This window comes from Arthrobacter sp. MA-N2 (genome assembly GCF_000517125.1).
GTDB lineage: Bacteria > Actinomycetota > Actinomycetes > Actinomycetales > Micrococcaceae > Arthrobacter > Arthrobacter methylotrophus.
Genome location: NZ_KI912156.1, coordinates 181,137 through 193,187 on the forward strand (window position 1 = coordinate 181,137; position 12,051 = coordinate 193,187).

Here is a 12,051-nt window from a genome sequence, read left to right on the forward strand (position 1 = left end):
CGAGCGTCCGCCGCAAATGCCACATACGTGAGCGAGCGTCCGCCCGAAACGGGGGTTATCGGAGCACTATGTCCACGGGGTTGGCCTCGGAACGCCATCCGCCCGGCACTCCCGGGCCACCAATCACAGGAGCGGTGAGTACGCCGGAGCGGTTGGTGCGTTTGTCGCGCAGGATTTCCGTGACGGAGCCAAGGTGCCGGGAAAGGTCGATCACGTTTTCGGGGGCGGCCAGCAACAATTGGAAGCCGAACTCGTGCAGCGCCTTGATGCCCGCGCCGGCGAACTCCTCGGAGGCCAGGACGAACGCCTCGTCCATCATCACCGTGCCATAGGTCGTGAAACCCTGTTCGGCGATCCCCAGCTGGTAGCTCAGCGCGGCGGCCATGATGAACGCGGTGAAACGCTGCCGTTCGCCACCGGACATTGAGCCGGTGTCAGCGTGCATGTACACCTCGGTCTTCTTGCCACCCCGCGGGCCTTGGACGGAGCGGTGTTCTTTGCACTGGATGAAGAGATGCCCTCGGACATCGAGCACCTCGGCTCGCCAGCGCCGGTCCTCGGGGGTTTGCGAACCGAGACGCTTGACCAGCGTTTCGAGCGACTTGTAGCGGTTGGTGAGTTCGACGTCGTCGTCCGCCTCGGGCGAGGTGACGGCACCCGAAACGGCACCAGCAGCACGAGAAGGGCGCGTGTGACGCGTCTTTAACGCGTTGTGGATGGCGTCCTTGAACTGCTTCGCGGTGGCGGGCAGCGTCTGCTTGATGTCGAGTTCCAGGAAGCTTCCCTCGTGGAAATTGACCTCGGACAGGATGCCGTTAAGGGGCAGGATGCGGCTGGTGATGGCGCGGCGTTCCTCATCGAGCAAGTGCAGCAACGTGCTGAACGATTCGTGCGTGCGCTGGTTGAAGAATTGCCGGAATTCGGCTTCCTGGGCGGGCAACCCTTCGCTCACGATCTGGTGATAGCGGGACTCGAACTCCCCCGCGGCGCCGATCGAGGTGCCGTGGTCCGCGGAAATGGCGGTGCCCCATTCGCGCACGAAGCCTTCGAACATGCGCGTCAGTCGCTCGGCCAACGCTTGCCCCCGGGACTCTGCAGCGTGCAGCTCCGCCAAGAGCTTGCTCCGTACTTCCGCAGCTAAAGTGTCGAGTTCGTGGAGTTCGCGCACTTCGCCGAATGAGCTGAAGTACGGTTCCAAGGCAGTCACGGTAATGTCCGACGGCGGCGCCTGGCCAAGGCGGTTGCGTGCGGCATCCAGAAGGGCGTCAGCCGTGGTCATCTGTTGGTCGAGCGTCTTGTATTCGCTCTGTAAAACCGCCGCCGACCCTGTGGAGGACTGGTGCCTTTCGCGCACGGCCTCGATGTTTGAGCGGAGGGGCTCCAGATCAGCCTGCGCTGCCAAGGCATCCTTGAGCCGCTGCTCGATCTTCGCGAGTTCCTCTGCAGCCACCACGGCAGAAACCTGTTCCCAGCCACGCTCGTCGTCGGCAATGCGACGCAACGCCTCGAGCTGGCGCGTCATGCCCTGGTGGGAGTCCTCGCGGCTTTGGGCGAGTTCGGCGGCCTTCGCAAGCTCGTTTTCCAGCTCGCCGACTTTCGCGGCCACGAGTTCCAGTTTGGAAGCGTTGTCGAAACCGAGAACGTAGTCCTGGCGGCTCGTGAAGCGGTCGTCCTTCTCGACGGTGTGCCTGTTGCGCTTGACCACCCCGCCCAGGCTCAGGCCCTTGTCCAGTTTCGCGAGCTCGTCCGGGTCTTCCACGCACGGGTAGGCGAAATCGATGGCGATCCGCTCGCGGATCCACTGCCCGGCGTCCTCATTGGCACCAAAGGTGAGGATGTTCAACTTCGTCAACAAGTCGCCGTCGGACACGTCCTCCACAGCCAAAGCACCGCCCGCGAGCGGCTTGGAGACGTCCACTGCGCGCAGCGCACCGCGGACCGTGTTGTCGTTCAGGTAGCGCGTGACGGCGGCGAAATGTTCGCCTGGAACCAGCAGCGTCGTGGCGAGGCTCCGCAGGGCGCGCTCGGCCGCGGGCCGCCAGTGTTCCTCGTCCTCCGCGAGGTCGATCAGCTCGCCGCCGAACGGCATGCGCTCCTCGGGAACGCCGGTGGCTGCAGCGATCGCGGCGCGGTTCTCAATGCTCGACGGCGGCAGCAGAGACTTGCGCGTCTTCAACGACACGAGCTCCTGCTGGGCTGCGGCAAGCTCACGTTTCTTGGTGGCGTGGCCGTCGAAGGCTTCGAACCGGAGCTCCCTCAGCGCTTCGGAATCGTCCTTGAGCTCGGCGGAACGGGTCGCGGCCTGCTCGTGGGCCTGCTCCCAACCCTCAGCGGTCCATTCAAGGTTGAGTCCGGCGTCAGCCAGTGCTTGGCGGGCTGCCTCCTCCACCTGCTGGCGGAGTTTGAGTCCGATCCGGGCGTTTTCCAGGGACTGCTCGATCGCCGAAATCGCGTTGCCACCCTGGTTGTTGTAATCCGATTCGAGCTGGCGCAGCTCCTTCGCCAGCGCGTCGCGGACGCCTCGCTCAGCGCTGAGCTCCTTGGCTTTCGTCTGGGCAAGGTCCTTGAAACTGGCCAAAGTCTTGGCATGGACCGTGACCGAGAGCTGCTGCTTGTAGGCGTCGAATTCCTCGCCGGTGAGCTCCCGGAGCCGGTTGGCCTCCAGTAACGACTGGGCATACTCCCTGTTCATGCCGGGAACGGGGGCGAGCTGATCGCGCTGCTGACGAACGTCCTCCAAGCGCTGCCTGATGGACATGAGGTTGCTGAATTCCTCGACGACGTCGTCCGCAGCAGTCAGCGTCGCAGGAGCATCGAGCACCTGGTCGCGGAAGAATGTGTTGACACTACCGCCGAGCCCCTTGCCCGCCTGGATCACCCGCAATAGCGGGAGGGCCTGATCGGAGTTGATTCCCAAAAGCCGGCGGAAACGCTCCGCAAAAGCCTTGTGAACATCGAAGATCTGGGCGTCCGGGAAGATGGTTTCCAGCGCGCCCTTGGTGAATCGCTTCTCGGCGACGCCCTCGATCGCTCCGAGGTCCAGGGGCTTGTTGTCAATCACGTAGAACCGGCCGACGCTGGACTCGGTGCCGTTCTTGGGCAGGTCAAACAGGGCCGAGATGGTGATCTTGGTCCCGGCCGCATTGTCGAACGTCAGTGCGACGGCGGACCACGTTGCGCCCGGGCGCTGGAAAGCACTCGCCGAGCCTTCGCCCACAGCTTTGTCGCCCACTTTTCCGCGCATATAAGTGAACGTGGTCCGCTTGTCCTCCACAGCTCCGCCGGCCCGTTGCGCGGCAGCCTCATTTGAACGCGGACGGGCATCGAAGACGCGGAGCATGGCATCGAACAACGTCGACTTGCCGACCCCCGAATTGCCGGTCAGCAGGGTGCCGTTGCGGTCCACATGCATCGTGTGGGCGCCATGGAACGTGCCCCAGTTGACCACCTGGACCGAGGCAAGGCGCATCTGGCCCGGGTTGATGAGTTCGCCGATAGGAAGCATGGTCGCGATAGTCACTTGGCTGCCTCCTTCGTTTCGCTCTCTCTTGAGTCATCCGCCTCGGCGTCGTCGGGCAGCTCGGGTGACTCGGCGTCGTCGGGCAGCTCGGGTGACTCGCCGTCGTCGTCCGTTTCCGTTAGTTCGATCAATGGCTCCGTGCCTGATTCGTCGGCTGCTACTGCGATCAGTGCTTCGATTTGGGCTGGGATGTCGCCGATGTTTTCGAAGGGCAGGGCTAGTGGGAGGGCCTTGGAGATCGCGAAGGTGTCTTCGATGCCAGTGGCCAGGAGGAGTTGGCGGGCCAGGAGTTTGGTGACCGTGCGGTTGACGACGTCGGTATCGCGGAGGGCGTCTTGTTGGCCGGAAGGCTGGTAGTGGGCAACGAGTTCGGCGATTTCTTCGCGGGTGATGACGGGCTCGGTCTGGGCTGTGACGTGGCGGTCCAGGAGGAGCCGCAGGCGCAGAAGCACGATGGTTTCCACCCGGCTCAAGGCTCGTTGTTGGCGCAGGATGCTTGAACGGGCGCTGCCTCCGATGGCTTCCGGATCGACCGGCCGGAGCACCGCGATCTTCCGTTCGTGGTCCAGTTGCAAGTTCAGGAAGAGTTCCGAGAGCCTGCTGCGGAGAATCACCTGGTTGTCCAGGAGGGTAGTCCAAAGTTTGTCGTCACGGCCGCCGTCAATATATGGGCCCTTGAGCAGCCGTACGAGAGCTTGGCGGACCTTCATGGGCAGAACGCCCGTATCTCCCGGGAACAGCGCAGCGCCGTCGACAAAAGTGTCGCGGGGCGTGACGCGGAACGGATCCGGGTGGACATGCCCATCCGCCAAGGCCGCCGGAGCCGCCGGAGCCGCCGGAGCCGCCAGGGCCGCCGTCGAAGAATGCGCATGTCCGTTCTGGGAAGCCTCGGACTGGACATGCTGCGTTATGTCCAGTCCTTGCTCCGAAGAGGGAGCATGCTCAGTGGGGTGGAGGGCGTCAGTCATCGGAATCCTTAGTCAGCGTCACGAGGGGCAGGTACGCGGTGCGTGTGCTTCCATCGATTTGTTCGAAGTCGATGTGTTCCCAGGCGGCCCGGTCGAACGCCGCACCACCGTGCAGCGCCTCGGACAGGAGGGCCCGGACAGTGTTGATGTGCCGTTCTTCCTCGGGCAGGTTCTGCCATGCCCCCGCCAGGGTGGAGGCGCCCGCCATGGCAGAGCGGACGACGTCGGGCCTTGCTTTCGCGGAGCGCAGCGAACGGACCCGGTCCGCGTCGCTGAAGGCGATGGGATCGGCGAGCTTTGGAGGTGCCGCGAACTCGTCGGGATCGAAGAGCTTGACCATGGCGAGTGATTCGAATCCCGCATTGAACAATACCGGGCCGCAGATCAGGCCGGGGCGGTCGCGTTCGTAGGGCATGGAGCGGATAGCCTGTTCGGCTTCGCGCAGGACCTGCCGGAGCCGGACGGACTGGCGGATATCGTCGCTCTGAATGTAGTTGTTGAGGCTTTCGGACAGGCGGCCATAGATGCGCTGGATCTGGCTGTGTTGCGTGCGCAGTTCCGCCACGAGGTTCTTGAGCGTTTCCCGGTCCTCATGGCTGAGATCGTCCGCGAACTGACGGCTTAGCACGTCACCGATCGCCGAACGGAAGCGCAACTGCTGCTGCGGGTCCTCAAGGAATGCCGTGAAGGAGCGGAAGGTCCGGCCCTCGGGGCTCTGCCGCAAGCGCTTGTCCGCTTCCAGGACCTGCGCCATGGTGGCGCCCTTGCTGAGCGATTCCTCGATGATCTGGTTGCGGAGTTCGCCCACCAATTCTTCTATGCGGTCTCGCATCTTCTTGTAGTCGGCAGGCAGGCTGGCCGCCAGGTCCAGGATGTTCCCGGCTGCTTCGACCGCTTCTTCGTCGTCCAAGAGACCGTCGAAATCGCCCGAGCTGATGTCTTCGATCAGCTGCTGGCGCTCTTGGATCTCCTCTTCGAGTGATTCCAAACGGGCGCTTTGGTCCGGGTTCGTCTCGTTGGCGAGCTTTTCAACGTCGCCCAGCAGCGTTCCGAGCCGGGAACCGTTGAGGGTGGAACGTTCGCTGGAGAGGCTGTCGAGGAAAGCCAGGACGCGTGCGGCGGCTTCGGTGATTTCGTAGACGATCTGGCCCGATTGGCTGCGGCGTGTCAGGAACTGCTTGCGGGTCCATTCGTCCGCAAACGCCTTGCCGCTCGATTGGCCGCCCAGTCCGGGATCCTGCGTGCGGAGCTGCTCGAGGAAAGCGTCGACGTCGGCATGGAACTCTTCGAGCGGAAGCTGCGGTCTTGTTCGCGTGAAGGATGCTTGGAGCACAGCGATGACCCATGGGGCCGAGCGTGTGAGGGCCCACGCGGGGCCTTTGGTGAGAAGTTCGAGGTCTCTGAGCCGCGCACTGATGGCGTCGGCCGAGGACATTGCTGAGCGGGACACGTACTCTCCTTCAGCTACCCCGGAACCTGATGGCAGCGGAAATCCCGAAAACTGCCCCGTACAAGGTTAACGCAGGGTGTGCCGCAACCCTTTCGTGATCTACCTGCCGGTAGGGTTTCGATCCCATATCAACCGGCGAAAGGCCCGTGTTGGCGCTAGCTGAACCGCCGATGCCGCACCTAGTGTCGACACCAACGTCGTCGACGATCCTACGTCGGCATTGGCAGCGTTGCGGAGGGGACCCAATGCAGTTCGACTTTACGACTTTAGACACCAGCACCTACGTCTTCGTGGGAACACTCATCCTTGGCTTGGTTCTGGCAGCCTTCATCGCGGTCGCCGCCATGGCCACGCTTGCGTTGGTCGGAGCGGGGAGCCTCGCCTGGTACACCGTGAAGAATGTGTTGGGTGGGCTGGTCCGCGGCATCAATTTTGCCTGGGATCTGCTGGTGCACCAGACCGGAAAAGTGGAACTGCCGGTGGAATTCCCATCGCAAACCTCCCCTAGCACAGGTACCTACCCGCGAGTAGCATTGAGGGACAGCTGAAGGGTCCCCCACCCGAGGCGGATCCTGGGCTCGAACCGGCACAACCGGCAAGAGGAGTCCTCCCATGACCTCCGCCACTGAAAACAAGAGCACCGATGTCACGGCCGCAGAAGCCCGCGCCGTCGCCGAGGCCGCCCGCGAGACGGAATGGAACCGCCCAAGTTTCGCAAAGGGACTGTACCTGGGGGATTTCGATCTTGGACTGATCCATCCTTGGCCACAGGCCAAGGCCGAAGACATAGAGCGTGGCGAAGAGTTCATGGCCAAGTTGGCGGAATTCTGCGGCACGATGTCCGGGCGCATGATCGAGCGCAACGCCAAAATCCCGGACGAATACCTCGCCGGCCTCAACGAGCTAGGCGTCTTCGGGATGAAAATTCCGCGTGAGTACGGCGGGCTGGGCCTGTCACTGGTCTACTACGGAAGGGCCCTGGCGCTCTTGGGGTCGGTCCATCCGAGCCTCGGCGCCCTGATTTCGGCCCACCAGTCCATCGGCGTCCCTGAGCCGGTCAAGGTCTTCGGCACGTCCGAACAAAAGCGGGAGTACCTGCCCCGTTGCGCCGCCGGCGCCATCACGGCGTTCCTCCTGACGGAGCCCGACGTCGGAAGCGATCCCGCCCGGATGGGCTGCACCGCAGTTCCAGCGGACGACGGCGGGTCCTACCTTTTGGACGGAGTGAAACTTTGGACCACCAACGGCGTGATTGCCGAACTGGTTGTGATCATGGCCGTCGTCCCCGCCCGCACGGACCCCGATGGGACGGCGCACCAGGGCGGGATCACGGCGTTCGTAGTGGAGATGGACTCCCCCGGCATCACAGTCGAGAACCGCAACGCGTTCATGGGTTTGCGGGGCATCGAGAACGGCGTAACGCGCTTCCATCAAGTCCGCGTGCCGGCAGCGAACCGGCTGGGACGCGAAGGCCAAGGGCTCAAGATCGCCCTCACGACGCTGAACACTGGCCGGCTCTCCATCCCCGGGCTGTGCGTCGCCGCAGGCAAGTGGTCGTTGAAGATCGCCCGCGAATGGTCCAGCGCCCGGACGCAATGGGGGCGCCCGGTCGGTAAGCATGAGGCGGTCGGGAAGAAGATCGCGTTCATTGCCGCCACCACTTTTGCGCTTGAAGCCGTGTTTGAGCTCTCCGCCGAAATGGCCGACGCCGGTCAGAAGGACGTTCGGATCGAGGCGGCCTTGGCCAAGCTTTGGTCCACCGAGCTGAGTTACCTGGTGGCCGATGAGCTGGTGCAGATCCGTGGTGGTCGTGGGTTCGAGACCGCGGATTCCTTGGAGGCACGCGGGGAACGCGCGGTGGCGGCCGAACAACTTCTGCGGGACATGCGCATCAACCGGATCTTCGAGGGTTCGTCCGAGATCATGCGCCTGCTCATCGCCCGCGAAGCCGTCGACGCCCACCTTTCGGCGGCGGGCGAGCTGGCTTCCGCGGACGCAACCTTGCAGGAGAAGGCGCGTGCCGCCGTCGGCGCCTCAGGTTTTTACGCCAAATGGCTCCCCAAGCTTGTGGCCGGAGCCGGCATGGACCCCAGGTCTTACGGCGAGTTTGGGCGCTTGGCCAAGCAACTGAGATATGTGGAGCGGGCTTCACGTCGGCTCGCCCGGCAGACGTTCTATGGGATGGGCCGCTGGCAGGCGAAGCTCGAGTACAAACAAGCCTTCCTCGGCCGGATCGTGGATATCGGGGCGGAATTGTTTGCCATGGCTGCATGCTGCTCGCGGGCTGAAATGCTGCTGCGGACCGTGCCGGAGCAAGGTGCGGCAGCCTACGAACTTGCCGAGGCCTACTGCGAGCAGGCAAGAATCCGGGTGGACGGATACTTCGAGCAACTGTGGAAGAATACCGACGACGTCGATCACGAATTGTCCTCAAACGTGCTCGCTGGAGACTACACCTGGCTTGAGGCCGGAATCCTGGACCCCTCCGAAGGAACAGGGCCGTGGATCGCCGATGCCTCTCCCGGTGCCTCTTTGAAGGAGGACCTGCACCGAAAGTACCGCTGATCCCAACGGAGGCGGCTAGCCGACCTCGCCGTCGAGGTAGTACCAGCGCCGGTCGATCCGCAGGAAGCGGCTGACTTCACGCTGGACGCCGCGTTCGCCGCCGGAACGGTAGTGCGCCGCGAACTCGACGGATCCTTCACCATCCAAGGGACCGCCGTCGCGCGTTGCCACGATGTCCAGTCGCCGCCATTCGATATCGGGATCCAGCTCCAGTACGGCAGGTCTGGTATCGGGGTGCCACGTGCGCAGCAGGTAGTCGCTGTCAAGGACCGCGAAGGCCGAGTAGCGGGAGCGCATGAGCTGCTCCGCCGTCGGAGCGTCGGTCTCTCCACTGTGGAAGCGTCCACAGCACTCTGTGTACTGCTCGCCGGACAGGCAAGGGCAGGCGCCGTTGCGTAGGCGGGCGGGATCGAATGGCATTGGAGCCCTATCTCTAGGAGAAGGTGAGAGCTAGCTAACAAATATTGTCACAACATGTAACAGCTTCGATACAACCTCGGCGACGCGCAGTTCGGCGGGTGATTCCCTCGGATTTCGACCGTACGCTTGAAGACATGCCCGCGGACCGACGGTTGCGGCGCCCACCACACAACTCTGACTCGGGAGGCTACGTGGAGGATCCAACAACACTTGGCCTCAATCTGACCTTTTTCGGCACGCTCGGACTGGCTTTGCTCATGTTCCTTTCTTTGGGGATCTTGGTCGCGATCACTTTGGTCCTGGTCGGCGTCGCGAAGCTGGTTTCAATCATCTTGCTTGCCATGGTGGGGATCTTCCCGAAACGCGATGTCGGCCCGGTTACACACCTGCCCCCACGGCCTCGGCGCGCCCCCGCCCTGAAGGCGGTTTTCGAAGAGCCGACGACGGCGGAGCCCGGCACCCCTGAACCGGCTCTGCTTGTTCCCGGGGAGCCGCGTCCTGGAATCCTGGCGAAGGAACATCCCCTTGTGGTTGCGGTAAAGCAGGATCCTCCGGTCATGAACAGCGAATGGGCTGCTGCTGTTGCCGAGGCTGATGCCCGGGCCGCAGCGCGTGCCGAGGAAGCAGCAACCGGGCCAGAGGCTGCCCCGCAACCAGAGACTGCCCCGCCAATCCGCGGACGCGTGGGAGACCCGCATGGCGGCAAGGCTGTCTCGTCCGGACGCGTCACAGCCTCCGCCGGAGTCCGCCCGCCCAACTGACTAGTCCGCCCGCCCAACTAGCTCGCAGTTGTTGTCGTTTTGACGCTCGAAAACGACAACAAATGCGAGCTAGTTGGGGAGGGTGCACTCAGGCAGCCAGTTGCCTGAACCCGGCCCCGTGGTAGATGAGGGGCTCGGCGTCGTGGTTGATTTCCACGGACTTCACTTCGAGGACCACAATTGCGTGGTCGCCCGCAGGGGTCTCGGAGACCACTTGGCATTCAAGCGCCAGCGCCGCGCCGTCGATCAACACCGCACCGGCGTCGCTCGTGGAGGTCGAAAGGCCCGCGAAGCGCTCCTCCGTCCGGGAGGAGAGCTGCAGGCACACGGCTTCCTGGCCCTGGGCCAAGATGGACACCCCAAGGCAAGGAGCGCTCCGGAGTTTGGGCCACGTGGCGGAGGAGTTGTTTACCGCGAACATGACCAGCGGCGGTTCGAGCGAGACTCCCACTGTGAAGCTGGATGCCACCAGGGCCTCCGGCGCGAAGCCAACCATGGCGCTGAACGCCGCCACGCCTGAGGGAAACTGCGCGAACGCCTGTTTGATCGAAGCGGATCCCTCCACTGTTGCCTGGGTCATGGGGTCCCTTTCTCTGTAGTTTCGTGCCTGCCTTCCTACTAATTCACTGGATGCCGATAACGGCAATATTTGTGTATTCGCGTGTCGATTCACGTCAATTCATCATTCGACATGTGCTGTTTTCATTACCCCGCAATACGAAAAACGAAGAATTTGTACACTTTTCGAGTGTCCCGGCCACGACATGTGTAGCGTCGTGTCAATCCATTGCCCAGCCTTGATTCTTCACGGAGGAAGCCGGAGATGAGCCTCAACGAGCTTCGAACCCTGGGACGCACAGGCGCCCTGATCAGCCCCCTTACCCTGGGCACCCTGAACCTTGGGACCGGTTCTGCACCCACGGGCGCCGAAGAAAGCATCCGCATTGTCCATGCTGCCCTCGACGCCGGAATCACCAGCGTCGACACCGCAGACATCTATTCGCAAGGCGAGGCGGAAGCCATTGTGGGCCGGGCCCTCCATGGGCGGCGTGACGATGTTTTCCTTTCCACCAAGTTCCACGGACAAATGGGGCCGAATCCTGCGCACGCGGGGAATTCCCGGCGCTGGATCATGAAAGCCGTGGAGGGCAGCCTCAACCGCCTGCAGACAGACAGGATCGACCTCTACCAAGCGCATCGCCCGGACTACAACACCGACGTCCTGGAAACCGTCACGGCCCTCAACGACCTCATCCGGCAGGGCAAGATCCTCTATTACGGAACGTCGGTGTTCACGCCTGCGCAACTTGTCGAGGCACAGTGGATCGCGACGACGAACCACCTCGTGCCGCCGGTAGTCGACCAAGTGCCCTATTCCTTGCTGGTGCGCGCCAACGAGCGGGATGTCTTTCCGATCACCCAGCAGTACAACCTCGGCGTGCTCAGCTACGGACCGCTCGACGGCGGCTGGCTCTCCGGGAACTACCGGGTGGGCGTTCCACAGCCTTCAAGCTCCCGGGCGCTGGCAGTTCCCGGGCGCTTCGACGTCTCGGCACCTTTCAACAGGAACAAGCTTCTGGCGGCCGATGCCCTGACCCGCGTCGCCCAACGGCACGGACTCACCCTTATCCAATTGGCCGTCGGCTTCGCCCTCAACCATCCTGCCGTCAGCAGCGTGGTGATCGGTCCACGGACCGAGGAGCACTTGACCGACTACCTCAAAGCGGCAGACGTTGTCCTCAACGAAGCCGTCCTGGATGCCATCGATGACATCGTGGCCCCTGGCACGAATTTCCTGGAGCGGGACGCGGGGACCGTCGTCCCCCACCTTGAATTCGCGGAACTTCGACGCCGTTAGCCAGCGTCGCGTACAACGGTCCAGGCTGCGCGCGGACTATACTCATTCGCAATCATGACTAGCCTTCCGACTTCCGCCCAAACATCAAAAAGCAACAATGTGCGCATTGACGCGTGGCTTTGGGCCATCCGCGCCTACAAGACCCGTTCCGCGGCCACCACCGCCTGCCGGGCAGGACACGTACGAATCAACGGGAACCCGGTCAAAGCCTCGCAGTCGGTGATTATCGGCGACAGCATCCGGGTCCGCCAGTCCGGCTTCGAACGCATCCTCGAGGTTCGCCGCCTCATTGCCAAAAGGGTAGGTGCCGAGGCAGCGTCCCACTGCTTCACTGACCACACCCCCGAGAGGCCCACGGCCCCGGCCCTCGGACTTCCGCAGCGCGATCGCGGCGCGGGACGGCCCACCAAGAAGGACCGGCGCGACATGCAGAAGCTCAAGGGACAGTAGCCCACCCGAAGGCGGGGTTGGAAGCTCGCTGCGCCTCCGGCGTCGGGCAGTTTTGAACC

10 protein-coding genes are annotated in these 12,051 nt (G+C 63.3%); 5 read left to right on the forward strand and 5 right to left on the reverse strand.

The genetic code is table 11. The annotated features are described in order from the left end of the window. Positions 1–55: 55 nt before the first annotated feature. Genes A3M3_RS0119045 through A3M3_RS0119055 form a run of 3 tightly spaced genes read right to left on the reverse strand, consistent with a single transcriptional unit; the run spans position 56 to position 5,938 of the window. On the reverse strand, positions 56–3,520 hold the full coding sequence (locus tag A3M3_RS0119045) for an ATP-binding protein (protein WP_028267672.1): 3,465 nt from the start codon (positions 3,518–3,520) through the stop codon (positions 56–58). Then, positions 3,517–4,488: a DUF4194 domain-containing protein gene (locus tag A3M3_RS25960; RefSeq protein WP_231497365.1), complete on the reverse strand. Its 972-nt coding sequence runs from the start codon at positions 4,486–4,488 to the stop codon at positions 3,517–3,519. Before A3M3_RS25960 ends, A3M3_RS0119045 begins: the two co-directional genes overlap by 4 nt. Next, the gene (locus tag A3M3_RS0119055) at positions 4,481–5,938 is read right to left on the reverse strand and encodes a DUF3375 family protein (protein WP_028267673.1); all 1,458 of its coding nucleotides are present in this window, start codon (positions 5,936–5,938) and stop codon (positions 4,481–4,483) included. The genes A3M3_RS25960 and A3M3_RS0119055 overlap by 8 nt, the downstream gene beginning before the upstream one ends. Before the next feature lie 245 nt (positions 5,939–6,183). Between A3M3_RS0119055 and A3M3_RS0119060 the strand changes: the two genes are divergently transcribed. Next, on the forward strand, positions 6,184–6,486 hold the full coding sequence (locus A3M3_RS0119060) for a hypothetical protein (RefSeq protein ID WP_028267674.1): 303 nt from the start codon (positions 6,184–6,186) through the stop codon (positions 6,484–6,486). Positions 6,487–6,550: 64 nt separating this feature from the next. Then, positions 6,551–8,503: an acyl-CoA dehydrogenase family protein gene (locus tag A3M3_RS0119065; RefSeq protein ID WP_028267675.1), complete on the forward strand. Its 1,953-nt coding sequence runs from the start codon at positions 6,551–6,553 to the stop codon at positions 8,501–8,503. Positions 8,504–8,518: 15 nt separating this feature from the next. On the opposite strand, the gene A3M3_RS0119070 is transcribed toward A3M3_RS0119065, so the two are convergent. Continuing rightward, positions 8,519–8,923 carry a YchJ family protein gene (locus A3M3_RS0119070; RefSeq protein ID WP_028267676.1) on the reverse strand — a complete coding sequence of 135 codons (405 nt, stop codon included), beginning with the start codon at positions 8,921–8,923 and terminating at the stop codon, positions 8,519–8,521. Between the two features lie 191 nt (positions 8,924–9,114). Between A3M3_RS0119070 and A3M3_RS25965 the strand changes: the two genes are divergently transcribed. Further along, complete coding sequence (locus tag A3M3_RS25965) at positions 9,115–9,684, forward strand: hypothetical protein (RefSeq protein WP_051423395.1); 570 nt, start codon at positions 9,115–9,117, stop codon at positions 9,682–9,684. Positions 9,685–9,772: 88 nt separating this feature from the next. On the opposite strand, the gene A3M3_RS0119080 is transcribed toward A3M3_RS25965, so the two are convergent. Continuing rightward, the gene (locus A3M3_RS0119080) at positions 9,773–10,264 is read right to left on the reverse strand and encodes a flavin reductase family protein (RefSeq protein ID WP_028267677.1); all 492 of its coding nucleotides are present in this window, start codon (positions 10,262–10,264) and stop codon (positions 9,773–9,775) included. Between the two features lie 243 nt (positions 10,265–10,507). On the opposite strand from A3M3_RS0119080, the gene A3M3_RS0119085 reads away from it, so the two are divergent. Further along, on the forward strand, positions 10,508–11,542 hold the full coding sequence (locus A3M3_RS0119085) for an aldo/keto reductase (RefSeq protein WP_028267678.1): 1,035 nt from the start codon (positions 10,508–10,510) through the stop codon (positions 11,540–11,542). A gap of 54 nt (positions 11,543–11,596) precedes the next feature. Then, positions 11,597–11,992 (forward strand): RNA-binding S4 domain-containing protein, encoded by a 396-nt coding sequence (locus A3M3_RS0119090; RefSeq protein ID WP_028267679.1) that lies wholly within the window; start codon positions 11,597–11,599, stop codon positions 11,990–11,992. The last annotated feature ends 59 nt before the right edge of the window (positions 11,993–12,051 follow it).